This is a genomic window from Metabacillus sp. KH_069, from assembly GCF_057838075.1.
The window spans coordinates 2368426-2393488 of the sequence record NZ_CM174460.1; the positions used below are offsets into that span (position 1 = coordinate 2368426).

Annotated in this window: 33 protein-coding genes and 1 pseudogene; 9 read left to right on the forward strand and 25 right to left on the reverse strand. The window is 40.6% G+C overall.

What is annotated here, in order from left to right; all coding sequences use genetic code 11:
* The first annotated feature begins 140 nt into the window (after window positions 1-140).
* A complete protein-coding gene (locus tag AC3ISE_RS11685; protein ID WP_489221090.1) occupies window positions 141-1505 on the forward strand; it encodes an MATE family efflux transporter in 1365 nt (454 codons plus the stop codon).
* Window positions 1506-1553: 48 nt separating this feature from the next.
* Here AC3ISE_RS11685 and bshB2 read toward each other — a convergent pair whose 3' ends face one another.
* The 4 genes from bshB2 to rarD all read right to left on the reverse strand — a co-directional run bounded on the left by bshB2 (window position 1554) and on the right by rarD (window position 3907).
* Window positions 1554-2222, reverse strand: coding sequence for a bacillithiol biosynthesis deacetylase BshB2 (gene bshB2 / locus AC3ISE_RS11690; RefSeq protein ID WP_489221091.1), 669 nt, complete (start codon window positions 2220-2222; stop codon window positions 1554-1556).
* A gap of 15 nt (window positions 2223-2237) precedes the next feature.
* Complete coding sequence (locus AC3ISE_RS11695; RefSeq protein ID WP_070875938.1) at window positions 2238-2588, reverse strand: YojF family protein; 351 nt, start codon at window positions 2586-2588, stop codon at window positions 2238-2240.
* Between the two features lie 14 nt (window positions 2589-2602).
* A complete protein-coding gene (locus AC3ISE_RS11700) occupies window positions 2603-2875 on the reverse strand; it encodes a hypothetical protein (protein WP_489221092.1) in 273 nt (90 codons plus the stop codon).
* Window positions 2876-2965: 90 nt separating this feature from the next.
* On the reverse strand, window positions 2966-3907 hold the full coding sequence (gene rarD, locus AC3ISE_RS11705) for an EamA family transporter RarD (protein ID WP_489221093.1): 942 nt from the start codon (window positions 3905-3907) through the stop codon (window positions 2966-2968).
* Between the two features lie 137 nt (window positions 3908-4044).
* On the opposite strand from rarD, the gene AC3ISE_RS11710 reads away from it, so the two are divergent.
* Window positions 4045-4524 (forward strand): spore gernimation protein GerT, encoded by a 480-nt coding sequence (locus AC3ISE_RS11710; RefSeq protein ID WP_489221094.1) that lies wholly within the window; start codon window positions 4045-4047, stop codon window positions 4522-4524.
* 93 nt (window positions 4525-4617) lie between these two features.
* Here the strand turns inward: AC3ISE_RS11710 and AC3ISE_RS11715 are convergent, their stop codons facing one another.
* The 6 genes and pseudogenes from AC3ISE_RS11715 to AC3ISE_RS11740 form a co-directional block, all read right to left on the reverse strand.
* Window positions 4618-4869 (reverse strand): hypothetical protein, encoded by a 252-nt coding sequence (locus AC3ISE_RS11715; RefSeq protein ID WP_489221096.1) that lies wholly within the window; start codon window positions 4867-4869, stop codon window positions 4618-4620.
* A 108-nt stretch (window positions 4870-4977) separates the two neighbouring features.
* On the reverse strand, window positions 4978-5340 hold the full coding sequence (locus tag AC3ISE_RS11720; RefSeq protein ID WP_489221097.1) for a DUF2188 domain-containing protein: 363 nt from the start codon (window positions 5338-5340) through the stop codon (window positions 4978-4980).
* Between the two features lie 333 nt (window positions 5341-5673).
* Window positions 5674-5838, reverse strand: coding sequence for a hypothetical protein (locus AC3ISE_RS11725; RefSeq protein WP_489221098.1), 165 nt, complete (start codon window positions 5836-5838; stop codon window positions 5674-5676).
* 28 nt (window positions 5839-5866) lie between these two features.
* A pseudogene (locus tag AC3ISE_RS11730) lies at window positions 5867-6136 on the reverse strand (hypothetical protein); the annotation flags it as partial.
* A gap of 46 nt (window positions 6137-6182) precedes the next feature.
* Window positions 6183-6911, reverse strand: coding sequence for an SDR family NAD(P)-dependent oxidoreductase (locus AC3ISE_RS11735; RefSeq protein WP_489221099.1), 729 nt, complete (start codon window positions 6909-6911; stop codon window positions 6183-6185).
* Complete coding sequence (locus tag AC3ISE_RS11740; protein WP_489221100.1) at window positions 6908-7234, reverse strand: winged helix-turn-helix transcriptional regulator; 327 nt, start codon at window positions 7232-7234, stop codon at window positions 6908-6910. Before AC3ISE_RS11740 ends, AC3ISE_RS11735 begins: the two co-directional genes overlap by 4 nt.
* A gap of 153 nt (window positions 7235-7387) precedes the next feature.
* On the opposite strand from AC3ISE_RS11740, the gene AC3ISE_RS11745 reads away from it, so the two are divergent.
* The 3 genes from AC3ISE_RS11745 to AC3ISE_RS11755 all read left to right on the forward strand — a co-directional run bounded on the left by AC3ISE_RS11745 (window position 7388) and on the right by AC3ISE_RS11755 (window position 10197).
* Complete coding sequence (locus tag AC3ISE_RS11745; protein WP_489221101.1) at window positions 7388-8011, forward strand: nitroreductase family protein; 624 nt, start codon at window positions 7388-7390, stop codon at window positions 8009-8011.
* Between the two features lie 101 nt (window positions 8012-8112).
* Entirely contained in the window at window positions 8113-9399 is a 1287-nt protein-coding gene (locus AC3ISE_RS11750; RefSeq protein WP_489221102.1) for a GntP family permease, read from the forward strand.
* A 21-nt stretch (window positions 9400-9420) separates the two neighbouring features.
* Window positions 9421-10197, forward strand: a complete 777-nt coding sequence (locus tag AC3ISE_RS11755) for a 3-hydroxybutyrate dehydrogenase (RefSeq protein WP_070875947.1) — start codon at window positions 9421-9423, stop codon at window positions 10195-10197.
* Window positions 10198-10345: 148 nt separating this feature from the next.
* Here the strand turns inward: AC3ISE_RS11755 and AC3ISE_RS11760 are convergent, their stop codons facing one another.
* The 3 genes from AC3ISE_RS11760 to AC3ISE_RS11770 form a co-directional block, all read right to left on the reverse strand.
* Window positions 10346-10951, reverse strand: a complete 606-nt coding sequence (locus AC3ISE_RS11760; protein WP_489221103.1) for an alpha/beta hydrolase — start codon at window positions 10949-10951, stop codon at window positions 10346-10348.
* Window positions 10952-11014: 63 nt separating this feature from the next.
* Window positions 11015-11626, reverse strand: coding sequence for an NAD(P)H:quinone oxidoreductase (wrbA, locus tag AC3ISE_RS11765; RefSeq protein WP_489221104.1), 612 nt, complete (start codon window positions 11624-11626; stop codon window positions 11015-11017).
* Between the two features lie 444 nt (window positions 11627-12070).
* The gene (locus AC3ISE_RS11770; protein ID WP_489221105.1) at window positions 12071-13474 is read right to left on the reverse strand and encodes a S41 family peptidase; all 1404 of its coding nucleotides are present in this window, start codon (window positions 13472-13474) and stop codon (window positions 12071-12073) included.
* A 293-nt stretch (window positions 13475-13767) separates the two neighbouring features.
* Here AC3ISE_RS11770 and AC3ISE_RS11775 point away from each other — a divergent pair, with 293 nt between their 5' ends.
* On the forward strand, window positions 13768-14463 hold the full coding sequence (locus AC3ISE_RS11775) for a class I SAM-dependent methyltransferase (RefSeq protein WP_489221106.1): 696 nt from the start codon (window positions 13768-13770) through the stop codon (window positions 14461-14463).
* 82 nt (window positions 14464-14545) lie between these two features.
* Window positions 14546-14803, forward strand: a complete 258-nt coding sequence (locus AC3ISE_RS11780; protein WP_489221107.1) for a hypothetical protein — start codon at window positions 14546-14548, stop codon at window positions 14801-14803.
* 30 nt (window positions 14804-14833) lie between these two features.
* Here AC3ISE_RS11780 and AC3ISE_RS11785 read toward each other — a convergent pair whose 3' ends face one another.
* The 3 genes from AC3ISE_RS11785 to deoD all read right to left on the reverse strand — a co-directional run bounded on the left by AC3ISE_RS11785 (window position 14834) and on the right by deoD (window position 17103).
* Entirely contained in the window at window positions 14834-15358 is a 525-nt protein-coding gene (locus AC3ISE_RS11785; protein WP_489221108.1) for a mismatch-specific DNA-glycosylase, read from the reverse strand.
* Window positions 15358-16134 (reverse strand): M15 family metallopeptidase, encoded by a 777-nt coding sequence (locus AC3ISE_RS11790; RefSeq protein WP_489224325.1) that lies wholly within the window; start codon window positions 16132-16134, stop codon window positions 15358-15360. Before AC3ISE_RS11790 ends, AC3ISE_RS11785 begins: the two co-directional genes overlap by 1 nt.
* A 267-nt stretch (window positions 16135-16401) precedes the next feature.
* Window positions 16402-17103: a purine-nucleoside phosphorylase gene (gene deoD, locus AC3ISE_RS11795; protein WP_070875955.1), complete on the reverse strand. Its 702-nt coding sequence runs from the start codon at window positions 17101-17103 to the stop codon at window positions 16402-16404.
* A gap of 180 nt (window positions 17104-17283) precedes the next feature.
* Here deoD and AC3ISE_RS11800 point away from each other — a divergent pair, with 180 nt between their 5' ends.
* Window positions 17284-17427 (forward strand): hypothetical protein, encoded by a 144-nt coding sequence (locus AC3ISE_RS11800; RefSeq protein WP_165970898.1) that lies wholly within the window; start codon window positions 17284-17286, stop codon window positions 17425-17427.
* Between the two features lie 219 nt (window positions 17428-17646).
* On the opposite strand, the gene AC3ISE_RS11805 is transcribed toward AC3ISE_RS11800, so the two are convergent.
* Both AC3ISE_RS11805 and AC3ISE_RS11810 read right to left on the reverse strand, forming a co-directional pair.
* Window positions 17647-18270 carry a phosphatase PAP2 family protein gene (locus AC3ISE_RS11805; RefSeq protein ID WP_489221109.1) on the reverse strand — a complete coding sequence of 208 codons (624 nt, stop codon included), beginning with the start codon at window positions 18268-18270 and terminating at the stop codon, window positions 17647-17649.
* Window positions 18271-18294: 24 nt separating this feature from the next.
* Window positions 18295-18438, reverse strand: a complete 144-nt coding sequence (locus AC3ISE_RS11810; protein ID WP_154319387.1) for a hypothetical protein — start codon at window positions 18436-18438, stop codon at window positions 18295-18297.
* A gap of 151 nt (window positions 18439-18589) precedes the next feature.
* Between AC3ISE_RS11810 and AC3ISE_RS11815 the strand changes: the two genes are divergently transcribed.
* Window positions 18590-19363, forward strand: a complete 774-nt coding sequence (locus tag AC3ISE_RS11815) for a glycerophosphodiester phosphodiesterase (RefSeq protein ID WP_489221110.1) — start codon at window positions 18590-18592, stop codon at window positions 19361-19363.
* A 45-nt stretch (window positions 19364-19408) separates the two neighbouring features.
* On the opposite strand, the gene AC3ISE_RS11820 is transcribed toward AC3ISE_RS11815, so the two are convergent.
* The 7 genes from AC3ISE_RS11820 to AC3ISE_RS11850 form a co-directional block, all read right to left on the reverse strand.
* Window positions 19409-20281 carry a sulfite exporter TauE/SafE family protein gene (locus AC3ISE_RS11820; protein ID WP_489221111.1) on the reverse strand — a complete coding sequence of 291 codons (873 nt, stop codon included), beginning with the start codon at window positions 20279-20281 and terminating at the stop codon, window positions 19409-19411.
* Window positions 20282-20557: 276 nt separating this feature from the next.
* Entirely contained in the window at window positions 20558-21598 is a 1041-nt protein-coding gene (locus AC3ISE_RS11825; RefSeq protein WP_489221112.1) for a class I SAM-dependent methyltransferase, read from the reverse strand.
* Window positions 21599-22433: 835 nt separating this feature from the next.
* Window positions 22434-22658 (reverse strand): hypothetical protein, encoded by a 225-nt coding sequence (locus AC3ISE_RS11830; RefSeq protein WP_489221113.1) that lies wholly within the window; start codon window positions 22656-22658, stop codon window positions 22434-22436.
* Between the two features lie 105 nt (window positions 22659-22763).
* Window positions 22764-23051: a hypothetical protein gene (locus tag AC3ISE_RS11835; protein ID WP_489221114.1), complete on the reverse strand. Its 288-nt coding sequence runs from the start codon at window positions 23049-23051 to the stop codon at window positions 22764-22766.
* 262 nt (window positions 23052-23313) lie between these two features.
* Window positions 23314-24084 carry a sporulation protein gene (locus tag AC3ISE_RS11840; RefSeq protein ID WP_489221115.1) on the reverse strand — a complete coding sequence of 257 codons (771 nt, stop codon included), beginning with the start codon at window positions 24082-24084 and terminating at the stop codon, window positions 23314-23316.
* A complete protein-coding gene (locus tag AC3ISE_RS11845; protein WP_489221116.1) occupies window positions 24068-24889 on the reverse strand; it encodes a serine/threonine protein kinase in 822 nt (273 codons plus the stop codon). Before AC3ISE_RS11845 ends, AC3ISE_RS11840 begins: the two co-directional genes overlap by 17 nt.
* Window positions 24889-25053 (reverse strand): hypothetical protein, encoded by a 165-nt coding sequence (locus tag AC3ISE_RS11850; RefSeq protein WP_165970897.1) that lies wholly within the window; start codon window positions 25051-25053, stop codon window positions 24889-24891. Before AC3ISE_RS11850 ends, AC3ISE_RS11845 begins: the two co-directional genes overlap by 1 nt.
* Between the last annotated feature and the right edge of the window lie 10 nt (window positions 25054-25063).

A 25063-nucleotide genomic window follows, 5' to 3' on the forward strand; every position in this document is an offset into this window, starting at 1 on the left:
GTGTAATGATCTTAAGTTATTTTTATTATCAAATGTTTAAACCCGAGAAAAAAGAGCTTGAAGAGAAGTCGAAATAGTCACGAGTTCTATTTTTCATGTTATAATTCTTTCGTTACTCTACGAAATCGAGGATATTTAACATGAATCAAACCTTCACTATTTGGGAGAAAGGCAAGCAATTTTCTCTCATCCTTTTGCCGATTTTGATTACACAGCTCGCACTTTACTCAATGAATTTCTTTGATACGACCATGTCAGGAAAAGTCAGCCCTGGAGATCTTGCAGGCGTTGCAATTGGATCAAGCATCTGGGTTCCTGTCTATACCGGACTAAGCGGCATCCTGCTTGCCGTAACACCGATTGTTTCCCAATTTGTGGGTGCAAAACAGAAGGAGAAAATTCCTTTTACGGTCATTCAAGGTCTGTACCTTTCCGTTTTACTGTCCATTATCGTTGGAGTAATCGGAATTTTTGTCATTGACCCTATTTTAAACACAATGACACTCGAGGATCATGTCAGAGAGACGGCTAAGCTTTATCTGGCTGCTTTGGCTTTTGGCATTCTGCCGCTCTTTGCTTATAATGTATTGCGGTGTTTCATAGATGCGCTCGGGTTTACGAGAGTCTCCATGATGATCACTTTATTATCTCTGCCGATCAATGTTGTATTCAATTATCTATTTATCTTTGGAAAGTTCGGTTTTCCGGCTCTGGGCGGTATAGGAGCTGGTGTTGCTTCAACCATTACATACTGGAGCATTTTTCTGATTTCCGCTTTTGTCATCGCGAAAAAGCACCCTTTTGTGCACTACGGCATTTTCAAGAAACTGTACCGTGCTTCTGCAAAAGCATGGATCAGTCTCTTAAAAATCGGGATTCCAATAGGGATTGCCATTTTCTTTGAAACCAGTATTTTTGCAGCTGTTACCTTATTGATGAGCAATTATGACACGGTCACGATTGCCTCCCATCAAATCGCCATCAATTTTGCCTCTCTTCTGTACATGCTTCCGCTGAGCATTTCAATGGCGCTGACAATTGTCGTCGGTTTTGAAGTGGGCGCTAAACGGTACAGAGATGCGAAGCAGTACAGTTATCTCGGAATTGTCATGGCTGTTATTCTGTCGCTTATAACCGCAGCGGTAATCTATTTCTTAAGAAGTGAAATTGCAGCGATCTATACGAACGAAGGCATTGTCATAAAACTCTCGGCTCAGTTTTTGATCTATGCGATTTTCTTCCAGCTGTCAGATGCAATAGCCGCTCCGATACAAGGAGCACTGCGGGGCTACAAAGATGTGAATGTCACCCTGGTGATGGCGCTTGTTTCATACTGGGTCATCGGTCTTCCAACGGGTTACTGGCTCGCAAACAATACGTCTTTCATGGCTTTCGGCTACTGGATCGGCTTAATTGCAGGTCTTGCCGCTGCCGCTGCAGCATTGTCTACAAGGCTGTGGATTATTCAAAATAAGGTTTATACACTAAGTGATAAACAAGGATAAGGACGGAACATAGAAAAAGATGATCTCGAAGTAACGAGATCATCTTTTTTATTCATCATTCCATTTATACGTCCAGAAAATCTCCTGCTCCACCCAATGCATGACTTCAGGATCTTTATTCTTAAACTTTTCTTCCATTTGTTTAAGCATGCCTTCTGTCTGGCTGCGATGAGCGCGCAAAGCATTTAACTTCATTTCGGCAACACTTGAGATATCAATCGTGACATCATGCTCGCCAAGCACTTCTACACGATTTCTCGTAATAGCAACGCAGTAAGTCAAAGGACGCTCTTCAAGCGGCATTCTGCTTAATGCGCGAATGGCTGCAGCGCCTGTTGCATCATGATCAGGATGTACGCCGTGACCAGGGTAAAACGTAACAACAAGAGTCGGCTTCACTTCTTGAATAATTTCTTCTATTATATCAGCAAATCTGTCGATATCTTCAAATTCAAGGGTTTTGTCGCGCAGGCCAAGCATTCTTAAATCCTGAACATCAAGTGCATCACATGCATCTCTAAGTTCTTTTTTGCGGATTTCAGGCAGGATCTCCCGGTTTGCAAATAGCGGATTTCCCATGTTTCTTCCCATTTGGCCAAGTGTTGCACAGGCATATGTAACAGGAATCCCTTCTTTGCGTTTTAATGACATTAAACCTCCGACTCCAAATGACTCGTCATCCGGGTGAGGCAAAACGACTAATACATTTTCTCTCATTTTCATTCTCCCTTTCTACTCTGCAAACGGAGTCTCGCTGATTTGAAGAGCAATGGCAAGCTTTCCTTCACGGTCATGCCCTGCCATCAGCAGCTGATTATTTTCATTGTATACCCAGTCTGTCAGTCCTTCTGCATAAATCCAGCCATGATCAATTTTAAGACCTACACGGTAAGGACCCTGTCCGGTGATCTTAGCCTGGTCAAAAGAAACCTTTGCATTTCTGATAAATGCCACGACTGTCATATTATTTTCATTCATATGGGCAGAGTAAGCGCCTGTCGTTGTTTCGAGGTGAACATATACTTCCTTGTTCACCAGAACGTCTAAATGTTTTTGAATGTCATCTTTCGTAATGGGGACCATCTTTCTGCTCCTTTTTATGTAGATTCTCTGATTTCTTCATACACTTTTATATGCAGGTCAATCAGGGTCAGCTTTTCCTGATCGCCAAGGCTTGCCATGGAAATCCGTTTTATTGCTGAAAAAAACTTCTGCTCTGTATTTTTCCGCAGGCGAGGATGGGTCATTTCATCCTGCAGTTCAACTTTAATGGCGCCGAGAAGTGTCTGCATATCATCATCATTGACCTCAAGCTGCCGATTTGACCAAAGCTTCCGGTATACCTCTAAAAGCTCGCGGTTCTCCGTCATCTCCTGTCATCATTCCTTTCCTGACTTTCTTATTGTATACTGAAAAATCATATCAATGAAAGAAAAAAGCCTTGCACAGGGCAGGCTGTTTTACATCTCCATTGTTTTCTTCTTCTTCAGCTTCCATGCATGTTCCTTCATTCCTCTTACATGTGAAAATGAAAAGAGCGCAAGTGCACTCCAAATTAACGAAAACGTAATAATTTCAGTGCTTGTAAATGATTCTTCATAAATTAAAACTCCAAGTAAAAGCGTGATGGTTGGTGCGATATATTGCAGAATGCCAACCATGAATAGTGGAATATGCTGTGCTCCTTTTGCAAAGAGCAGCAATGGAACCGCCGTCACGATTCCCGCTCCAATTAAGAATGCATTCGTACCTAAACTCCAGTCAAAAAATGCAGACTCCCCTTTATTTGCAATCGTGATTAAATAAATCAGGGCAACAGGCATGACCATCATGGTCTCAAGTGTAAGTCCGATTGAAGCATTTAATTTCGTTACTTTTTTCGTTAAGCCGTAAAAACCAAAGCTCAGTGCGAGTATGATTGCTACAAATGGAAACTTCCCATATTGCATGGTCATGAAAAGAACACCAGCCGCAGCAAGAATAAATGAAGCATATTGCCATTTATTAAGTCGTTCTTTCAAAAACACCATACCAAGGAGAACACTGATTAAAGGGTTAATATAATACCCTAAGCTCGTTTCAAGGATGTGATTATTATTTACGGCCCAAATGTATAAGAACCAGTTAATGCTGATCAGTACGGATGATAGAATAAGTGAAAACAGAAGAAGAGGTTTTTTTATCATTCTCTTGCAGACTTCCAGCAGCTGCGCCCATTGTTTATTGAGCTGAATCAGCCCCATCATGAAGAGAAACGACCAAAATACACGGTGCGCCAGAATTTCTTCAGCCCCGACATGATCGATAAGCTTCCAATAAACCGGAAGGATCCCCCATAAAAAATAGGCTAGTGCTGTATGCATCAGGCCTGTGCGATATGTATCTATATTTCTTTGCTCCATTTTACAGCACCTTCCTTTTCAAAACTCCATGCTCATTATAAGCCCGATACAAGGACTTCTACAAGAAAAAAAACTTAACCATGACCCATCCTTTTACATATAGTGAAGTATACCTGTAAAAAAGGGCGTGAACATTCATGTTTCCCTGGAAAAAAGACTTTCCATTTAATCAATCCGGGCAAATGCCTGATGCTTTTAAAAATATGAATCCAAAAAATGTGGAGGATTACATTCAAAATATCATGGGAAATGTTTTCGGCGAGGGCTTTCCTCAGCAGTTTCCCTTTCAGGGCAGCATGCCGGGAAATATGCCCGGCAATATGGTGCAAAGCAGCAAACAGGCGCAAACAAGTACAGAGTTATTCGAAACGAATGACCACATCTTCATTAAAGTACAGGCTTCAGATGAACAGCTGAAAAATCTCCGCATACAGCACAGCAGCAATCAACTTTTCATCTTAGACTACCCATCAATAGGTGAACAAAAAAAACTTGTTCTGCCCACTCTTGTTAAACGAAAAGGAACAAAAGCATCTTACCGGAATGGGATTCTTGAAATTAAACTGCAAAAAAATGAAGATCTGCAAATTTCGGAAATTGAAATAACACACGAGTAAAAAACAATGAGCAAATTCGTATATAAAAACAATGGACCAGAGAGCCTGCTCTGGTCCATTGTTTTTATGATTATGCATACTCTAATGTTCTTCTTAATACGGCCCTCCCGGATATGGTCCTCCCGGATAACCAGGATATCCGCCCGGTCCAGGTCCTGGGTAGCCTCCATAAAAAGGAGACGGCGGCGGTGGCGGCGGATAATAATAAGGTCTTGGATAGTTAAAAAGCGCACTTCCAAGGAACCCTCCCAACAATCCTCCTACAAGCGGAGCTCCAAATCCGAAAAAGAAAGGTCCTCTATTTCCTGCGCTGCGGTAGCCTCGTGCTGCATAGTGCGGGTACATGCATTCCCCTCCTCCATATTTCACTTACCTTATAAGGGTATTCACCTAAAAAGTTTTGGAGTGGGCGAATATCTCAGGGATAATCAATTTAATGAAAAAGCATTCCCCCTATCCGTTTATTTTGGTTTCGACTGACCCGTCCTTCAGATGAACGACCAAGGTACAGTTATTTTGCTTCACAAGCTCTCTTCCTTTTTCAAGCGCCTCTTGTTTCGTATCAAAACGGTAACTGGCTCGCTTGTTTCCGTCTTTTTTCAGCATCCATCCATCGTCATCAGCCACCAGGAGATATTCATCTTTTTCCGAATCATTGTCAGCCCATTTTTCCGCCTGTGAAACCGCAATCGGAATGGCCCGTCCCTCTTCATAACCATCATCAAGCAGGGCATTGCCGATCTCAATTGCTTTTTCACGGGTTTCATCAGGAAGGTTTTTCATTGAACTTGGGTAATCTTGTTTTGTCCAAGGCATTTCAGACTCATTCCTTTCAGGGTTATTTATTCTTTCTTTACCCGGGTGAAATGTATTCAAACGAAATGATTGGAGATTTGCATAAAGTGATAGCCTGTTCACGGATTGCTGGCTTTTCGTTGTTGAATCGCAGATAAATTAGAAATTGAGAAAAACCTCCCAACTTCTATGGTAAAAACTTTTCTAAACCCTATGTCCAGCCCAGTATTTTTATTTTAAAACAAGGATGTTTTCGCATAATGTTGTTTCCCAAAAAGAAAACCGCCCTTTGAAAAGGCGGTTAATTAAACGATCGTTTCCCGTTAGTGGCAAGGAATTCCGATGCGTTGTTTACTAATCTTTCTCTAATATAACAAGTGAATAAACTGCTCCACCACCACCTGCACCTGACATAGCACTCTGAGAGACAACCTTCCATCCCTCTTGCAAAAGCTGATTTAAATCACTTAAGTTATTCTTCTTATCGGTCAAATAATAAATTACGATTGCCTTTTGCATAATACATCTCCCTCCAGAACTCATTAAATTATATAATTTTACCGATTAATCCATCAATAAGAAGCCGTTCGCGAATTTTACTGTTTATTTCATTTAAAGTAAACAGACAACAGGCGACCAACATATTTTTCTTATTCGACGGTTTGTTCTCATATTCCTTGCTGTCTAAGCAGAGAAGCCAAGCCAAGTAATTAAGATGCTTGGTTGCTACGCCGTTGCAGCAGTTAATCCAGCGTTTGAGTCGGCTATGGTAACTGTTCACGTTCTGAATGTTGTAAACGCCTTTCACACAATGTTTACGAAAGAGCCAAAATAAAAAAAGACTGCTCATCAGCAGTCCTTCCTTAATGTTCATATATCATCTTTCTTGTCATCCCGCCGTCTACAACTATATCCGTACCTGTTACAAAATCATTTTCGGGATCTGTTAAATAAAAACATGCTTTGGCAATATCAGCCGGTTTGCCGACCCGTTTTGAAAGGTGCTGATCGTGATCGATTTGTCTGAGGTTCTCGTAATCCTTTGTTTCGATCCACCCAGGGGAAATGCTGTTAACCTTAATCCTGTCTTCGCTTAAAGAAACGGCAAGCGAATGGGTAAGCGCAACGATGCCGCCTTTAGTTGCGGCATATGCCTCTGTTCCCGGTTCTGACATCGATGCCCGTGTGGAAGCGATATTGACAATAAAACCGCCGGCAGTATTCTTTCTCATCACTTTTGCTGCCTCTTTTGAACAAAAGAATGTGCTTCTTAAATTTGTGTTTATGACATGATCCCAGTTTTCTAAAGTTAGCTCATAAGGAGATTTAAACCCAGATACACCTGCATTATTTATTAAGATATCAATGGTTCCAGTCAAACGTACAGCTTCTTTTATCAACTGTTCAATTTCATGAACATTTTTTACATCTGTTTGCACAAAATGTGCATTTTCAGTGCTGCTTTCTATGCTTTTACCCTTTTTTGCATCAATATCTGCGAAAATAACGGCATCACCGGCTGCAGCATACTGTCTGACCAATTCTTCGCCGATTCCGTTTGCTCCGCCTGTAATAATGACTGTCCGGTTCATTGCTTTTTCCCCTCCTCAAAGCAATAGCGATCTGCCCATTCTTTCACTTCTATCATCACTTTTTCTAATGAGTGGCCCATTTCGGTCAGCTGATACGTAACCTTTACTGGTGTATCAGGAATGACAACCCGCTGAACAATACCGGCTGATTCCAATTCTTTCAATCGTTCCACAAGCATTTTTTGGCTAATACTAGGAATGGTATCTGTTAAATCCTTAAATCGCTTAGGTCCGTCTAACATGACATGGATGATTAAGCCCGTCCATCTTTTCCCTAAAAACCCGAATGCTTTTTCCATTTTGGGACATAAATTAGATTCCATCCTGAATCTCCTTTACAGTCTTTTTCTTGACATATAATCTTAATCATTTTATGATAACAAAAGTCAATCATTTAACTTACGAAAAGTTAGTCTGTAACTTTTTGTATATTATACCTTATTTGTAAACGATATTCAACAATGGAGGTTTTCACAATGTCAACAGCTACTTCTGAAAGTATCTTATCTATTATGTCTGAACGCAGCTCTGTGCGCAAATATGATCCATCTGCAAAAATAAGCAAGGGTGAACTCAAAGAAATTCTTGAGTTTACAGGCAAGGCTCCATCTGCATGGAACCTGCAGCACTGGAACTTCATGGTTTTCCACAGTGACGAGTCTAAAGAAAGACTTCTCCCTATTGCTTATAACCAAAGCCAAATTACTGAAGCGTCAGCGGTAGTTGCTATTTTAGGGGATCTTGAAGCAAACAAAAATACAGACCAAGTTTATAATCCGCTTGTAGAAGCAGGTTTTATGAAAGCAGAAATCAAAGACACTCTTGCAGGCCAAATCAACGGCGCTTATCAAAATCCTGTATACGCACGCGATGCTGCTTTCAGCAATGCATCTCTTGCAGCTATGCAGTTAATGCTTACAGCAAAAGCTAAAGGCTACGATACTTGTGCTATCGGCGGTTTTAATGCTCAGCAATTATCTGAAACATTTAAAATTGAAGATCGTTTTGTTCCAGTTATGCTTATCACAATCGGAAAAGCGGCAAAACCTGCACACCAAAGCTCTCGCATCAGCATCGATGAATTGAGCACATTCTTATAATTTTTAAACCGGCAAAGGAAAAACTTTGCCGGTTTTTGTTTTATTTAGTTTCTTTAGGGGAAATTAAGCCTAGGTAAATCTACTAAAGGAGCTTAAGCAGCATGATAAACATCATTATCGGTTTAGTTTTACTGATGGCGCTTGCCTATCTTGGCTGGTCCATCATCTGGATTGCCCCTCTCATCGCTCTAATTGTAGCAGCGCTTGAGGGCATTGAACTTCTTCCGGCTTATACAGAAACGTATATGACAGGATTTGTTGAGTTCACTCTGAAATGGTTTCCGATCTTCCTTCTTGGAGCAATCTTCGGAAAACTGATGGAAGAAACGGGAATGGCGCAATCGGTTGCATTTAAAATTACCCAGTTTATCGGGAAAAAGCGTGCGGTTCTGGGTGTTCTAGCTGGAGCGGCAGTCCTTACATATGGCGGAGTAAGCCTATTCGTCGTTGTATTTGCGATCTATCCGCTTGCGATTGCCCTTTTCAGGTCTGCAGATGTATCGCGAAACCTGATTCCAGCTACAATTGTACTGGGTGCTTTTACATTTACAATGACGGCACTTCCCGGTACTCCGCAGATTCAAAATATTATTCCAACGGACTATTTTGGGACGACCCCAACTGCCGGTCCTGTTATGGGAATTGTCTCAGGATTGATTATGGCCGTCGGAGGCTACTTTTATCTCGCTTGGCGGGGAAAGAAATTACATAGCAAAGGTGAAAAGTTCACTGAGCCCAAAGGCGGCGATGAAGTAAAGGACATCGATCCTTCTACTCTGCCGAATGCGTATTTGTCAATTATCCCTCTTATCGTTGTTGTTGTCGTTTTGAATGTGTTTAAGCTTGATATTCTGCTGGCTCTGGTTATTGGAATACTCTCTATCATGCTGCTTAGCATTAACAAGTTTAAAACGTTCATCAAATCGATTAACGGCGGAGCAGCAGGATCCGTTATGGCAATCGTCAATACGAGTGCTGCCGTTGGTTTTGGAGCGGTTGTAACCGCTGTGCCGAGCTTCGAACAGCTTACAGATTTAATATTGGGTGTAAAAGGCAATCCCCTTATCTCAGAAGCGATCGCCGTTCAGCTTTTGGCAAGCATCACTGGATCAGCTTCAGGCGGTATGGGAATTGCATTAGAAGCACTCGGAGGTCAATATATGGAACTGGCAAAAAGCACAGGAATATCTCCTGAAGCCTTTCATCGTGTAGCAGCAGTTGCCTCAGGGGCATCGATTCTGCCGCATAACGGGGCACTGCTCACCCTTCTTGCTGTAACGGGACTTAAGCATAAACAAACATACTTAGACGTTGCTGTAGTCGGTCTGATCATTCCGATTATCGCCGTCATTGCAGCCATCGTCCTCGCATCACTTGGCATTTATTAAAACGAAAAAGGAGATTTTATTATGTTAAAAGATAAAGTCGTTTTTATCACAGGAGCAGCACAAGGTATAGGTTATGAAGTAGGTGAACGCTTTGCAGAAAATGGAGCAAAAGTTGTTCTTACTGATGTAAATGAAGAAGGCGTAAAAAAAGCAGCTGACCAGCTTGCACAAAAAGGCTATGAAACACTCGGACTGAAATGCGACGTAACAAGTGAAGAAGAAATCAAAAAAGCAATTGATGATACAATTGCTCATTTCGGAGAGTTTCATATCTTGATTAATAATGCTGGCCTTCAATATGTTTCTCCTATTGAAGAATTCCCGACAGAAAAATTTGAACTTCTAATTAAGATCATGCTGACAGCTCCATTCCTTGCTACAAAACATGTATTTCCTCACATGAAAAAACAAAAATACGGCCGCATCATCAATATGGCTTCCATCAATGGCGTTATTGGTTTTGCAGGAAAAGCAGCTTATAACTCTGCTAAACATGGCGTCATCGGCTTAACAAAGGTTTCAGCTCTTGAAGGAGCAGCTGACGGAATTACCGTTAATGCCCTATGCCCCGGCTACGTTGACACACCGCTTGTGCGCAACCAATTACAGGATCTTGCTAAAACAAGAAATGTAGACCTTGAAAAAGTGCTCGAAGAGGTCATCTACCCTCTCGTACCGCAAAAGCGCCTTCTCTCAGTTGATGAAATTGCTGACTACGCTGTCTTCCTGGCCAGCGAAAAAGCCAAAGGTGTAACAGGCCAAGCAGTATTGCTAGATGGCGGGTATACTGCACAGTAATCAGAAAAGCGGAACCGACCGCTTCGACAGACGGAGCCGTTCTGGCCGAGGAGCTGGGAGGTGGAGCTAGATACCACGAAAAGCGGAACCCCATAACCAACTGCAGCAAAAAGGAGCGCCTAATCGGCGCTCCTTTTTGCTGCAGACTTCACTTTAATTTCTCATTGTACCAGGCAGATGCAGCCTCTACTTCTGATGAGGTGAGCTGATGTCCGTGATTTTCCCAGTGGATGACTACTTCCCCACCCGCTGCTTTCAGGATATCAGCAAGATCATGCGTTTCCTGAGCCTGGCAAATGGGATCGTTCATGCCTGCTCCGATAAAGATGGGTGTTCCGCTTAACGCGGGAATTTCAATATTTCTTCTCGGCACCATCGGATGATGAAGAATGGCTGCTTTCAAAGAGTTTTCATAATGGAAAAGCAGGCTTCCTGCGATATTTGCACCATTAGAATAGCCAATTGCAACCAGTTCTGAGCGGTCAAAGGAATACCTTTCAGCCGCTTCCTTTAAAAAGTCATTTAATTCACCTGTTCTGAAAATCAGATCTTCTTCATCAAATACACCCTCCGCCAATCTTTTGAAAAAGCGGGGCATTCCATGTTCAAGAACGTTTCCCCTTACACTTAAAATATTGGCTTCTGCATCAATATGCTTAGCAAGCGGAATGAGATCATTTTCATCCCCTCCTGTTCCATGCAGCAGCAGTAATGTACGATTTCGGTTTTTGCCTTTTTCAAAAATGTGTTTCATGCTTGATCGCTCCTGTTTTAAATCAAAAGGTTTGGCTTATAAGCCAAACCCCTTTATTATTTTTTATTGCATGCCTTTTTTAATGGATTCTGCAATCGTAACAGTCCGTTTAGCCTGATGCTTGACTGCGGCTTCAACATTTTCTTTTAAATTTCCGTCCTGATCAACTGTGACAGAAGTACCGTAAGGATTTCCTCCTGCTTCAAATAGAGATTGATCCGTGTAGCCTGGTGCGGCTACAATCGCTCCCCAGTGATACATCGTTGTGTATAAGCTTAAGATAGTTGCTTCCTGTCCGCCGTGCGGATTGCTTGCCGAAGCCATGGCACTCACTACTTTATTCGCAAGTTTCCCTTGGAACCACAAGCCTCCGGTAGTATCAAGAAACTGCTTCATTTGTGCAGGAACATTGCCAAATCGAGTCGGGACGCTGAAAATGATGGCGTCTGCCCATTCCAAATCATTTAATGTCACTTCAGGAACATCTTTCGTTGCTTCAAGGTGTGCTTTCCATGCAGGATTTGATTCAATCGCAGATTGTGGGGCAAGTTCAGGAACTTTAAGAACTTTTACCTCGGCGCCAGCTTCTTTTGCTCCAGCTTCAGCCCAAGCTGCAAGCTTGTGGTTCGTGCCTGTAGAACTGTAGTAAATGACAGCTAATTTTACATTTGACATTCCGATCTCTCCTCGTGTAATGTACTTTTTTCGAAAACAACTATCTTTAATCAATATATCTCGAATTCAAATTAATTATAAGTTGTCCCAAATCGAATGTCAACTTATAACAGGTTAATTTCCATTATTACTATACCCTCCATAGAAAAGAAAAAACTCCTTATTATGGAAAAATGAGTTGTCCAATAAATCTTTAAAATAAAGGCATAAGAGAGACTGTTTAAAGTAGCGTCAGTCTTAGTAGTGCTGACTCTTTTAACGATTTAAAGTTTAAAAACTTACGTCTGTCTCCTTAGTGCTGCCACTTTTTACGATTCAAAACTTAAAAAATGGCGTCACTCTCCTTTGTGCTAATACTTTTAATAGGGCAATATCCCAAAAGAAGGGGCTGTCCACTGAGTCAGTAAAATGACTTTATGGACAGCCCCTATTAAAAGCTATTCTCTACATCTGTTCATTCAATCTTTTGATGGCTTCTTCCATCTGAGTATCATTTTCTTTCAGCTGCGCCTGGAGTGTTTCAAGCATTTTGATTGTTGTTTCTCCGCTGATTGTTCCAGTCGTCTTCAGGCTGTTTTTTGTTTGGAATTCTGTGACAGCCTGTTTTGTTGTTTCTTCATAAAATCCATCTGTTTTTACATTTTTATATCCTAAAGCCTGCAGCATTTGCTGAGCAACTTTTACTTCAGCCGATGAATCTCCCTGTTTTAATTCTTTTTCCGGATTTAAATATGGAAGATTTGCGTATGCCGGGAGTGAAGCTTTATACTGCGGCTCGATTCCTTTTTTATGAATCCATGTTCCGTCTGGCGTCAGCCATTTCGCAATCGTATATTTAATTGAGGATCCGTCCTCAAAGCTTTTTGCTGTTTGGATTGTCCCTTTTCCAAACGTTTTTTCACCGACAATTGGAATACCTGCTGATTGATGCAAAGCACCGGCCATAATTTCAGCAGCACTTGCGGTTCCATTATCTACAACAACGACAACCGGAACATTCACTGCTGAATCATTTTGAGATTTTTGAACTTCTTTTGAGCCATCTTTGTTTTCAATTTGCATGATGGTTTTTCCTTTAGGGACGAAAATATCACTCATTGCAATCGCCTGATCAAGCAGACCGCCGGGATTTTGTCTCAAATCAAGCACAAGCCCCTTAACTTCCTTCTCATTCAGCTCGTTTAAAGCATCAGCAAGTTCTTTTCCGGTCGTTTCTGAAAACTTCGTAATCTGGACCTTGCCTATACCGTTTTCAACCTCTGTATAAACAGTCTCCAGAGGAATGGTATCTCTTGTCAGATTAAAATCAAGCTCTCCCACACCGTCTCGTTCAATAACAAGCTGAACCTTTGAGCCTTTTTCTCCGCGAATCAGCATAACAGCTTCATTTACCGTCATGCCTTCAACGCTTTTGTCATCAACTTTCAAAATCTTGTCTTTTGGCTTTAATCCAGCTTTTTCAGCCGGTGAACCTTTAATGGGAGACACGATCATAATTTTCCCATCAGATTCCTGAACCTCAGCACCAATTCCTTCAAAAGAAGATGAAATATTCTCATTGAAACCCTTTGCTTCCTCTTGGTCCATATAAGTTGAATATGGATCATCCAAAGATTGAAGCATTCCTTTAATTGCACCGTCTACTAGTTTTTCCTGATTTGTATCCTGATAAAATTCGCCTTTAAGCGTGTCGTATGTAGAATAAAGCTTTTCAAAGGGGTCATCGCTTTTCCCCTCTGCCTGACTCAGGCCGCTGTCTTTCTGAACGACCGCAAACGTTATACCTGCGCTAATGATGGCAGTTAAAAGGATTGCAAACAGAAATTTCACATTGTTATTTTTAAACAATTTAACACCACCCTCATTATGTAATCATTATGATTAACGAACACAAAAACGTCAAGAACAAAGGCGGATACGTTCTGACCGAGGATCAAACCGCCGGGCTTTTATCAATTCCTAAGCAACTAAGAATTCAGCGAATCACAGGTTCCCTCAAACAGTATTTACTATTATGCGGAAACCATTCTTCCTGTTTTTATTATATCTCTTTCTTGTTTAGATTTCCGGACAAATCAGAGTATCCCGCTTCACCGGATATGCAGAATCAGCATAATTTAGTTTGAAAGGAGTTCATGCAAATGCCTGGCTATCTTGATTTACTGGCACAACTTGGAGTTGGAGGCGCCCATCCCGGAGGCTTTGTGCTGACAAAAGAAATGATCCAGCTTGAAATGATTCCTGCATCAGCATCCATTCTTGATGCTGGCTGCGGCACTGGACAAACGATGCAGTTTCTGAAATCGCTGAATTATGATGTGACTGGTATAGATATTGATCCCATTATGCTATTAAAAGCCAAAAACAGATTAAAAGAAGATACGTGCCTTGTTCAAGGATCATTAGAGAAGCTTCCATTTAAAGACAAACAATTTGATTTCATTTTTTGTGAATCTGTATTAAGCTTTACAAATTCTGCTGAGTCATTAAGAGAACTGAACCGTGTACTGAAGGATAACGGCGTTCTGCTTTCGATTGAAGTAACAAGAGCAGACCAGCCAAACCGCAAATTAAAAGAAAAGATCCAGTCATTTTACGGATTTCATCATCTATATAATGAACAGGAGTGGAAGTCTGCATTTGAAACAGCAGGCTTTCAAAAAATTGAAGTCCGCACAGAACATGACTATATAATAGAAGAAGATGAACCAACAACAGAATTTGATATGTCAGAAAATCTGGATTCCGTGTACTTTGATATGCTTGCTGAGCATGAAAAATTGCGGGAAGACTATCAACAAACTGTTCAATTCCGCATTTTCAGGTGTATGAAATAGAGCCAATCGGGGTATTCGTACAAACCCTTCTCTCCTTTTTTTCATAGTTTATGAAGAAGCAGGTTGAAGGGAGGAAAAACATTTGTCTCAAAATTATTATAACCTTTGCTGTCAGTATCATGGAAAAGTTGTCCGCATCAGTGACCGATTTGGAAATCAGCATGTTGGCAGAATCACGAATGTTACTAGACAACGGGTCTTCATCCAGCCTTTAGGAGGACGCGGACGCGGCGGTTACGGCATAGGATTTTATGGCGGCGGATACGGCTATGGAGCTCCATATGGAATCGGGCTTGCGTTTGTAACAGGCATCGTTTTAGGCGGTTTGCTTTTCTGGTAGAAAATTAAATGACAAAAAAGCAGGCTCTCTTCATTTGAGAGACTGCTTTTCTTTTAGTAATTTTGTTAATTCCTTGTAGATGCCAACGATTTCATCCTGCTTCATTCTCACCAGACCGCTTGAAGAAGGAGCTGTGAATTCCATGACGCCCCGCGCAATCGAGTCAGGCTGAAGGCCCCAATCTGCTTTCTTTTTTCCGCTATACGATAAGTAAACACCTTTTCCGACAAAGCAGGCTATTTTTGGCTGATAGAACAAAAGCTTGTTCAAAAGCTCTTTTTTGCCTGTCTGATATTCTTCAGCTGTTATTTCAGCAGCAGCTTTCGTTGGCCGGTGGACGATATTTGTAAAACCAAATCCTTTTTCAAGCAGCTCCCCATCTTCACTGGGCATATATAGCCTGTCCGTTATTCCTGCCTGATAAAGAATTCTCCAAAAACGATTGCTTTTACTAGCATAATGGTGCATGACTTCTGCCGAATATAAACTCGGATTAAATCCGATAAAGATTACATCCAGATCAGGTCTCAACAGATCAAGATCAGGGTGATTCATTAAATTTTCTTCACTTTATCAAAAAATTCTTCGAGCGTCAGATCGTTTTCATAGATTTCAGCAGCTTCATTTACTCCTACATAGCGCAAATGCCATGGTTCGTAAGCAAACTGAGTAATGTCTTCTTTTCCTTTTTGATAGCGGATAATAAAGCCGAATTTATGGGCATTCTCTTTCACCCATTTCCCTTCAGGCGTATCCCCGAATTTTTCGGTGATGTCCATACCTGCGCTTCTGCTTGTAACATCCATAGCAAGTCCTGTCTGATGCTCGCTTTGACCCGGAAGTGCGACTGTTTCAAGTGCCACTTCATCACCTTTTCGTGCTTTCTCAACATTTAGAATCCCGCTTTGGCGTTCATATGATCTATAGCCGGAAACGGCAAATAGCTCAATGCCTTCTTTTGTCGCCTGTGCAAACATCTTTTCAAGAGCAATGGCTGCTTCTTTGCGAATGTATCGCTGAGGAACATCCGTATCTCCGAATGAAAACTCAACCTTTGGAGATACAAGGTCAGCAGGCTCATATGTTGAAGGAAGAGAGTATTCCTTATTCACGAGCACCATTCGATTCTCGGGATTCTTAATCGTCGGCTTTCCATTTACTTCTTGAATTTTGTTGAAAAATTGCTCGTCTAATTGAAATTGAGCAGTTTCTTCTTTAGGTTCTTCCACTGGGCTCTGTTTTTCCTGCTGAGTTTCAGATTGCCCTTCTTTAAATGGATTAAGATCCTTTGACAGCTGAATTCCCGAACATGCCGAAAGGAAAAGTGCCATTGGGATAATAGTCGTTACAGTTGCTTTTTTAAAGTTCAAAATTAGTTCACCCTACCTGCCTGTATGTCTTTCATACCTTCATTTTATCACTATTGCCTAAAATGAGAAAAACTATATCTGTCAATTGTGGCAGATCTTGTCGAAAAAAAGAGAAAACGCACGAAAAAATTTTCGCGCGCTTCTTTTGTGCTCTTTTCTTAAACTTTGTTATGATCATTCTTCAGAAAAAGTCAGCTTTTGGATTTTTCACTTTCCAGCACAGTCTTTTTATTTAATAGCTGCCTCTAAAGCAATCTCCATCATCTCATTAAACGTCGTTTGACGCTCTTCAGATGTTGTTTCTTCGCCAGTTAAAATGTGATCGCTTACTGTCAGCACGGATAATGCCTGGCGGCCGAATTTAGCTGCAAGAGTATAAAGTGCTGCTGACTCCATTTCGATTGCAAGAACACCGTATTTCGCCCATTTTTCAAGCTCGGAATTGTCATTATAGAACATATCTGCTGTAAAGACGTTGCCGACTTTTAATTTTAACCCTTTTTCAGTTCCGGCATCATATGCATGCTTCAGCAATTCAAAATCTGCTGTCGGTGCATAATCTACTCCGCCGAAAGTCAGTCTGTTCATTTGAGAATCGGTTGATGCACTCATTGCAAGAATCACATCTCTTACTTTAACATCCTGCTGAATCGCACCGCATGTTCCAACGCGGATTAATTTTTGAACATTATAGCTTTGCATAAGTTCATTAACATAAATGGCGATGGATGGAACACCCATTCCTGTACCCTGTACAGAGATGCGATGGCCTTTATAAGTTCCAGTAAATCCGAGCATGCCGCGTACTTCGTTATAGCATACTGCATCTTCTAAAAACGTTTCTGCTATATATTTAGCACGAAGCGGATCTCCAGGCAATAAAATGGATTCTGCGATTTCATTTGGTTTTGCTCCTATGTGAACACTCATTGTTCATACCTCCAGTTATATGTATAAAAAGGTGCTTTTTCAATATACCATAATCTTCGCTTAAAAATCATTTCTCCTTCTACATTTCCGATTTATCGAGCATCCTATACATGAAATTTATTTACTGTAGTGAAAATCGCTCATTATGTGAAAAATAGAATGGACAAGGAGGGATTACTTTTGGGCAAAAAACACCGCAATCGCATCAATGGACAGAAAAAGAACAATCATATACCGCCAGAAGCAATTGAAGCAGAGGAAAATGCACACGGCAAAGAAGAAACTTCAGCCAAACGTAAAAATGGGCCTGGCCATAACCTTTAAACTAAAGAAAGGCAGCGATGTCAGATCGCTGCCTTTCTTCATCGGAGATGAATCCTGTTCATTTTCTTCCAGCCGCCGGATAATAGCTTATATTAACTTTGACCACACCTTGCTTCATATGACACATTTTTTTTGCTGCCAAAAGACTTAACACCATGTAAAATCCCACTTCTAGTCATCACCCATATGTATTAGAGGGAAAAAAGCAAATTTCCTTCTCTAAGCTCGTCTAGTTTTGTCAATTTTAGCATTTATCGTTTCATACATTTTTATTAGGATAAGAAGCCATACCATTCCTGCAGAAAACCCCGCTAATATATCAAATAAGTAGTGAACGCCAAGGTAAATCCTGCTTGTTCCGATTAATCCGACAAGAACTGCAGTCATACTGATCCACCATTTTCTTTTGCGGTCCTTTGCAGAAGTGCTCTCAAGGATTAAATAACAAAGAAAGCCATAAAATGCCGTTGAATTCATCGCATGACCGCTTGGAAAGCTGTAATGAGCGGCATGAATAACGGCATCAAACGATGGCCTTTCACGGTGAAAAAAATCTTTCAGCTCAACATTGATAAAACGAATGGAATAAAATGTGCCCCATAAAAAGAAAACAGGCAAAAATTTTCTGAAAAACAAAAGAAAAAGGGATGCGATTATCATGAGGGGGTATTCCACTTTTATCGAACCAATATCACTGACGGTGATAAAAAAAGAAGTAAACGCGTCAGTGCGAAATTCTTCTGCACCTCTTACAACCGAATTATCCAGCATCTGTACGCCATCCATCCGGTAAAGTACAGCGAAAAATATAAAAAGAAAAAGAAAAAGGGCAATATTTTTCAATGTTTCTCCTCCCCCGCTGCATCCCTAGATTTTTTTATGTTTTTTTTGTTCTTTATGTCCAGGAGCCGGCTTTGCTTTATGAGCAATCTCAGCTGAAAACTCTTCCTGATGCTTTGCAGGCTGTTTTTTTGCCTTTTGCTCAGCACTATTTTGATGTTTATGCGCCATAGAAGTTCCTCCTTTATAAAAAAAGTTGTCACCCTTTTATATTTTCAAAAAGGCGCAGAAACATTCACATAAACGCTTTGTACATTAATGGCATATAGTAGGATAAAAGACTCAGTTCCAGTCAGAAAGGGTGATTTAACTGAGATATCTCGTGACCCTCATCTTTTTTCTTTCTTTTATTGTCCATTATGCCCTGGCTGCTGATTCACAAGCCGCAGGCACAAATCTCCTGATTGCACACAGAGGACTGTCATCGCAGGCCCCCGAAAATACGATGTCATCGTTTGATAGGGCAGCACGTGAAGGATTTGATATGATTGAGCTTGATGTTCAAATGAGCAAGGACAAACATTTAATCGTGATGCACGACCTCTCCCTCAAAAGAACAGCAGGTCTTGATGAAAAAATAGCAGATCTGACGCTGAAAGAGCTAAAGAATCTTGATGCTGGCTTGTGGTATAACGAATCGTTTGCAGGTGAGCAAATCCCTACGCTCGAAGAGGTTTTTATAAAATATAAGAATCATCATCATCTGCTGATTGATTTAAAACGCCCCTCTTTATATCCAGGCATTGAAAAAGTCTTAACTGATTCGATTTTAAACGCCTACTCTCCCCGCGAATTTTCTTCGCTCTCTATACAATCCACTGAACTAAAGAGCATCATGCTTTTAAACACATTGCTGCCGCAAATACACAAAGGACTTGTCATTTCCTATCCAATTCCCTATCATCAGTTAAACGAGCTAGGTGCTGAAATTGATTTTATCACTCTGCATAAACGGTGCCTGAATCTTTATTTTTATCAGCAGGCCAAAAGGGCGAAGCTGACTCTGTATATTTGGGGCATACACAATAAATATGATTATAAGAACGTAAAAAGACTAGCTGTAGATGGTGTTGTTGTGAGGGAAAGGTTTGATTAGCAGTCAGAAATGCAAATCCCAGTTTTGCTTATATAAAAAATCCGCTCAATTAGAACGGATTTTTTTTCGGCGGGTGATAATGGACGCTGCCATTTTTAAGTATAATAATCCTATAAAAAGAAACAGAATGACCATTCCCAATACCTCAAACCCAATCAGTTTCATTCCTACGCTTATTGCTGTGAAAAAATACAGCAGCCCCAGAAGCAATTTCATTTCTGCATGTTCAAATTTGTCTGTCATATAAGCTCCGGCCTGAGCCCCTGCAAGACCTCCTGCAATCAGAAAAGCGCCAGTCGATAAATCGATCGGAGATTTTATAAAGTATGTAATAAAGCCTATGCTGACAATAAATAAAACACTTAGAAGACTTGTCCCGATTGCATCCTTAGGATGAAAACCGGATAACCATATCAACAGCGGCACGATGATAAACCCGCCTCCGACACCAAGCAGGGTTGAGATAAATCCACCTATTGCCCCGGTAAAAATTAAAAGAACAATTGCCCATTTCTTAATTGGCTTTCCATTACTGTTCTTCGTTTTCTTCCTAAATAGCAGGCTCCAGCCAAAATAACTCAACAGGAGAATGTATGCCAGAGGAATCACAGCATCATCATAACCATGTTGATTTAAGTAATAAACGAAAGGATTGGCTGCCTGTGTTGCTGCCATCCCGCTCATACCAATAATGAAAGCTTCTTTCCATCTCACGTTTTTCATTTTAAGATGTGCAAACATCCCCGAAAGCGATGTTCCTATTGTATATAATAAACTGATTGTTATGGCTGTGATTGGCTCTGTATTCATCAGGAGCAGGACAGGCGTCAAAATAAAACCGCCGCCAACACCAAAAAATCCGGATAAAATCCCAATCAGCAGACCCATAACAACAAAAAGAATAAAAATAAGTACCACACCTTAAGGCAGATTTAAAACTCATCTCTTATTTTATCGATGGGTGCTGCAAAAGAAAAGGCCATGGCTTATTTTCAGAATAAATGTTTAGTTCAAGGATCCTCTTATATTCATAAGTTTCACTAAAAAAAGGCTGAAGACCCAGCCTTTCAATCATTCACTGAAAATTAGAATCACACATGCAGCGATAAAAGCCCCACCAAGAAAATAACAGTCATCCTGGCAAGAAAGGATGTTCAAATAGCTAAGAGTACAGCAACTCTTTCCCCCTTTTCTTTAACGCGGTCTGGCAATTATGCCGTTATGGACTTTAATAAAACCGTGTCTCAGGATATCGAAACCGCTTTCATAAACATACAGCCCCATTTGTTGAATCGTCATTAACTCCCTGTACGTATGGTTCATGACATCAGCCATTATTTGATAATATAATTTGGACTTCAGCTGAGCTCTTGGAGTTGTTAAAATCGCATATCCTCCATCTTTCAAAAACTTTCTGTGCCAATCAATCGATTCTGGTTTCTGCTCATCCGGAAAATGTTCAATCATCCCAACACTGATAACGATATCGAATTCCTTTCCAAATGGAAGATTGCGAATATCTTCAACTAGATAAGTGATAGTAAAATCCTTCTTATACCAAACTTTTGGTGCGCCGGTCAAAGGGTTTTCACCTAAAAAAGGATAATGCTCAGGAAATTCGGCAAACCGGCCGTCCCTGCAAAAAGGATCATAGTCCACCATGACAATTTCACCGCCAGGATATATGGCAGCAAGCTGCATCGCCTCATAGCCTTCTGCAGCACCTAAAAATAGAATTCTTGGCTTTGATACATGCAGCCCCTCAAACAAAGCTCTTTTCCCCCGCGGATCCCAGATGCCATCTTCAATGCGGTGAATATAATTCCAAAGCCTGAGTTTCATAGATTTACCTAGAACTTCCTTAACCTCTGCCGGACGGAATGCAGCAAAGTTTTTCTTCAGTTCATCGTTTAAAGCATTCATTTCTTCAGGTACATCTTTTACAAACCATTCATGGAACGATTTATTAAAGTACTGCCAGGATGTATGAACGGGCATCGGCTTTTGATTTTCGTTTTCCCATTCCTTTCGATCTTTAGCATATGTTTTGACTTCATATGGCTTTCCAACGTCCTTCCACGTAAGGAGCGACCAATCCCGCACCAGGTTTGCTGAAAAAAGCTCGTCTTTTTCTTCCTCCGTATAGGTGCGAAGATCAATCTTAAAACTTTCAGATAAAGCCGTTTTTCCAATATCACTTTCTGTAAAGGGACGTACAGCAGCTTCTGCCGGCATGGAAAACCTCCATTGTATTCTGAATTTTAAGTTAATTTTATCAACCTTTGTCCGTATTAGCAATGAATTGTTCAGGGCCCGGCCCCGATGATCAATTTACTTGATTACTGAACGTGCAATGTATTTATGCATTCGCTCATTGTGTGCGAATCTTACCTTTAATTGATTATTTAGAACATGATTTATTTAAATTACATGTTCTCTGTCCTATCGATCTTGGAGGTCACTATTTTCTAAAAAATAATAAAAAACCTTGAAAAACTACGAAAAACAGAGAAATTGGGTGATTAACCAGTTGTAATCGCTTCTTTTGACCTTATACAGATTATTCTGAATGTTTAGTTATTGTTAAGATTTTGTTAAGATGAATTTACTCACTCATAGGAAGGCGTGATTCCAATGACGACGGTAAGCGAAGCATATCAGAATCACATCTGGCAAAAAATCAGCCCGTGAAAACTGATTTTGAGATGTGTGGATATGCGGGGAAACGGAAATCTGACTGAGGGGATGATTCCAATGACGACGGTGAGCGAAGCATGCTAAGATCATGATGCAGATGAAAATAGCCCGTGAAACCTATTTTCGCACCATGTGGGCATGTGGGGAAATCAAAAAAGCATACGAATAAACTGATCGAATCCGTGCAAGACATTAATTGAAAGAAATCAATTGATTCAAAGCAACGAATGGTTATTAGTATGAAAGGAAAGAACAAAAAAGTGAATATGTTTGATTCAAGATAAGACGCTGTTTATGTTCTGTATACATAGACAGCGTTTTGTTTTGTGCTTAGAAAAAGACGTTTCTAAAAATAGAAACGCCTTCAGCCGGTCTATTCAGTTGTTTGCGTTTCCACAGACTTATATTCTTCCTCTAAATATTGAAGGAAGCGGTCTGCTGCATCATGAACCGGTCCAAATTTCCCCGTGTCCTGAATCCGCTGTTTAGCAGCATCTATATAAGGATAATAAGCAGCCTGAATTTCCAGGTCCTTGATTAATTGCTCCCGCGTTTTATCCAATACTGTATACTTTCTAGTCCAAAGATTCTCACTCATATCCACTTTCAACCCTTCCCTTTTTACAAGAAGCACGGAGCTCGCTTCGATTCTCTTTATGTATATAGTTTGTCGATATTAATCTGCGGTTGTTTTTGCCCGAGTTTAAACTGTTTCTAATAGTGTCGAAGACAAATACGGAAACTTTTCAGCAGTTTCTACGCCGTATTCCTCTGTAAGAGCTGCTGCCAGCATGCTTGAGACCGTTTCTCTTTTTTGAATATCAAATGACACAATTTCATTGGCATTTAACCCAAATGTAAGGCCTGTATGCGTGTAGCCGATAAAAAAGCGGTCAGTCTGCAGGCTTTTAATGACATCTTTTTTCTCTATTCCGAGAGTAACTAAAGATAACTTTCCTTTTTCTGTGCCGATTTCAATTTCGTAGATCATGGCTGCATCCTCCTTAAATTGTAACGCTTTAACAATATCTAATGTTAATGACAAATTGTTTTCATTCAGTCAGAAATGAATTGTCTTACTATACTATTCGTTTCGGACTGCTCTTTTTTTGTCTGTTCTCTTAAAATGGAGCAGTATTTCCTGATCCTCGCCTCGGAAAGCAACGGACAACATTTATAATCGAAAACAAAAATCCATTCAAAAACAGACATAAAAAACAGCAGTGAAAAATTCTTCACTGCTGTCACTTTGTTTAACTATACCGCTGAATGACATCTTCAAGCGTTCTCCTGATTGCTGCCTGATCCTGGTTGGTGATCATGACTTTTACCAGTGATTCATCCATTTCGAGTGCTTCTGATAAAAAGCCTCCAAGTCCTCTTGCCCGGCGATCTACTTCGAGCAGCAATTCTATGCCCTGATGGCTTACATTAGAAATAACGACTTCAAGTTCGTCAAGCTTCCCGCGGAATGGCCCTGCGGTTGGATAGAATTCAAATTCCTGAATGAATGGCAGTCTTTTTCGCAAATGATAGGGAGCTGCCTCGTTTTCTACTTTTCTCAGGTTAAAGCCAAGGTCTCTCAGTGCGGAGAAGATGGTTTGCACGAGTGGCGGCGCTGCCACCTCTAAAAAGTCTTTATCACTCGGGTCAACTGCGCCTTTAATATCAAGGCCTGTTTCAAGCCAAACCTTTGATGAGCCTAGGGTGATCGGTGTATCAGCAGGCAATGGAAAAGCAAAAGGAATTTCTTTAATTTCATTGGCCATGATCACAAACGGTTCATTTATTTTCACCTTTGTAATGGTGGCAGTCTGATGGTATTTCTTATCATCTGATTCTTTTAAATAGGTTGTTTGAAGAGAGAGATAGATTTCATCGATTTGCTGTTCGATGTTTCCGCCTTGAACGTGAATGATCCCTTTCAGCTCTTCCCCCAAAACAATTTTATCAGAAGCTAAACGTGCATCCACCTTTGCTGCACCTATTCCCACACTTGAAAGAATTTTATTGAAAAATGACATTCTGCTCTCTCCCATCCGCACACTTCAATACTTCCTCCATAAGCTCATCGATTGAATCATATGGCTTTAGAAGTTTGAGCATCCGTTTTATAATTTCTTTGCCGAGTGCTGATAATTCAAGTTCGTCTTCCCAGCTTCTGTTCTTTTCCGAAGAAGGAACATAGCCTGAATACAATAAAAAAAGCACGAAATGTCCCAAAGCAAAAAAATCGCTTTGATAGGAAACCTCTCTGAAAAGCACCTTTTCTTCGGAGTATTTTGTTTCCAATTTACAGACTTCTTTAGAATCACTCAGTCTTCTTGCTAATCCAAAATCAATAATATGAACAGATTGATTTTTCATGAGAATGTTCGGTATTCTTAGATCCCTGTGAACAATTCCATTGTCATGAAGAATCTTTACAGCCTTTAATACTTTCAACAATATATGAAAGGATTCCTTCTCTCCGAATGATTCTTTCTTAATAAATATTATATCCTCGAAGGTCTCGCCTTCTACATATTCCATTGAAATAAAATGTTTCTTATCCCATTGAAAGGATTCGTAAAAATCGGGAAATGCAGCATGACACAGGCTTGACTGAATATCTGCCTCCCGCATGAACGAGTGCAGCCCTTTGCCAGTACGGGCTTTATACGCTCTAAGCTGCTTTACAACCGCATGCTTTTGATCATGAAGATCTTTTGTAAGGTACGTAATGCCATAGCTGCCCTTGCCCAGCACATTTTTTATGAGATATTTGCTGTTAATCGTCTTGCCTGGTTTTAAAGGCCTTTCCCCATATTTTAATAACAGGTTGATCATTAACTGCTGTAGGATCTTGAAAAACGGCTTGATCCAGATTTCCGCTTATAATGCTTGTGGCCATATTTAGCAGGATTTGCGTAATGTCTGTTCCTGCGGTCACTGCTGCTGTATCTGCGATGTGATTTTTTTCCTAAAAATGATTTGATCAGTTTTTTTAACATATTGATCCCT

What these genes read in the sequence shown, in the direction of transcription:
- AC3ISE_RS11685 (WP_489221090.1), top strand. Translation starts at nt 141, where the DNA reads ATGAATCAAACCTTCACTATTTGGGAGAAAGGCAAGCAATTTTCTCTC.
- bshB2 (WP_489221091.1), bottom strand. Translation starts at nt 2,222, where the DNA reads ATGAGAGAAAATGTATTAGTCGTTTTGCCTCACCCGGATGACGAGTCA.
- AC3ISE_RS11695 (WP_070875938.1), bottom strand. Translation starts at nt 2,588, where the DNA reads ATGGTCCCCATTACGAAAGATGACATTCAAAAACATTTAGACGTTCTG.
- AC3ISE_RS11700 (WP_489221092.1), bottom strand. Translation starts at nt 2,875, where the DNA reads ATGACGGAGAACCGCGAGCTTTTAGAGGTATACCGGAAGCTTTGGTCA.
- rarD (WP_489221093.1), bottom strand. Translation starts at nt 3,907, where the DNA reads ATGGAGCAAAGAAATATAGATACATATCGCACAGGCCTGATGCATACA.
- AC3ISE_RS11710 (WP_489221094.1), top strand. Translation starts at nt 4,045, where the DNA reads ATGTTTCCCTGGAAAAAAGACTTTCCATTTAATCAATCCGGGCAAATG.
- AC3ISE_RS11715 (WP_489221096.1), bottom strand. Translation starts at nt 4,869, where the DNA reads ATGTACCCGCACTATGCAGCACGAGGCTACCGCAGCGCAGGAAATAGA.
- AC3ISE_RS11720 (WP_489221097.1), bottom strand. Translation starts at nt 5,340, where the DNA reads ATGCCTTGGACAAAACAAGATTACCCAAGTTCAATGAAAAACCTTCCT.
- AC3ISE_RS11725 (WP_489221098.1), bottom strand. Translation starts at nt 5,838, where the DNA reads ATGCAAAAGGCAATCGTAATTTATTATTTGACCGATAAGAAGAATAAC.
- AC3ISE_RS11735 (WP_489221099.1), bottom strand. Translation starts at nt 6,911, where the DNA reads ATGAACCGGACAGTCATTATTACAGGCGGAGCAAACGGAATCGGCGAA.
- AC3ISE_RS11740 (WP_489221100.1), bottom strand. Translation starts at nt 7,234, where the DNA reads ATGGAATCTAATTTATGTCCCAAAATGGAAAAAGCATTCGGGTTTTTA.
- AC3ISE_RS11745 (WP_489221101.1), top strand. Translation starts at nt 7,388, where the DNA reads ATGTCAACAGCTACTTCTGAAAGTATCTTATCTATTATGTCTGAACGC.
- AC3ISE_RS11750 (WP_489221102.1), top strand. Translation starts at nt 8,113, where the DNA reads ATGATAAACATCATTATCGGTTTAGTTTTACTGATGGCGCTTGCCTAT.
- AC3ISE_RS11755 (WP_070875947.1), top strand. Translation starts at nt 9,421, where the DNA reads ATGTTAAAAGATAAAGTCGTTTTTATCACAGGAGCAGCACAAGGTATA.
- AC3ISE_RS11760 (WP_489221103.1), bottom strand. Translation starts at nt 10,951, where the DNA reads ATGAAACACATTTTTGAAAAAGGCAAAAACCGAAATCGTACATTACTG.
- wrbA (WP_489221104.1), bottom strand. Translation starts at nt 11,626, where the DNA reads ATGTCAAATGTAAAATTAGCTGTCATTTACTACAGTTCTACAGGCACG.
- AC3ISE_RS11775 (WP_489221106.1), top strand. Translation starts at nt 13,768, where the DNA reads ATGCCTGGCTATCTTGATTTACTGGCACAACTTGGAGTTGGAGGCGCC.
- AC3ISE_RS11785 (WP_489221108.1), bottom strand. Translation starts at nt 15,358, where the DNA reads ATGAATCACCCTGATCTTGATCTGTTGAGACCTGATCTGGATGTAATC.
- AC3ISE_RS11790 (WP_489224325.1), bottom strand. Translation starts at nt 16,134, where the DNA reads ATGGCACTTTTCCTTTCGGCATGTTCGGGAATTCAGCTGTCAAAGGAT.
- deoD (WP_070875955.1), bottom strand. Translation starts at nt 17,103, where the DNA reads ATGAGTGTTCACATAGGAGCAAAACCAAATGAAATCGCAGAATCCATT.
- AC3ISE_RS11810 (WP_154319387.1), bottom strand. Translation starts at nt 18,438, where the DNA reads ATGGCGCATAAACATCAAAATAGTGCTGAGCAAAAGGCAAAAAAACAG.
- AC3ISE_RS11825 (WP_489221112.1), bottom strand. Translation starts at nt 21,598, where the DNA reads ATGCCGGCAGAAGCTGCTGTACGTCCCTTTACAGAAAGTGATATTGGA.
- AC3ISE_RS11830 (WP_489221113.1), bottom strand. Translation starts at nt 22,658, where the DNA reads ATGAGTGAGAATCTTTGGACTAGAAAGTATACAGTATTGGATAAAACG.
- AC3ISE_RS11835 (WP_489221114.1), bottom strand. Translation starts at nt 23,051, where the DNA reads ATGATCTACGAAATTGAAATCGGCACAGAAAAAGGAAAGTTATCTTTA.
- AC3ISE_RS11840 (WP_489221115.1), bottom strand. Translation starts at nt 24,084, where the DNA reads ATGTCATTTTTCAATAAAATTCTTTCAAGTGTGGGAATAGGTGCAGCA.
- AC3ISE_RS11845 (WP_489221116.1), bottom strand. Translation starts at nt 24,889, where the DNA reads ATGATCAACCTGTTATTAAAATATGGGGAAAGGCCTTTAAAACCAGGC.
- AC3ISE_RS11850 (WP_165970897.1), bottom strand. Translation starts at nt 25,053, where the DNA reads ATGTTAAAAAAACTGATCAAATCATTTTTAGGAAAAAAATCACATCGC.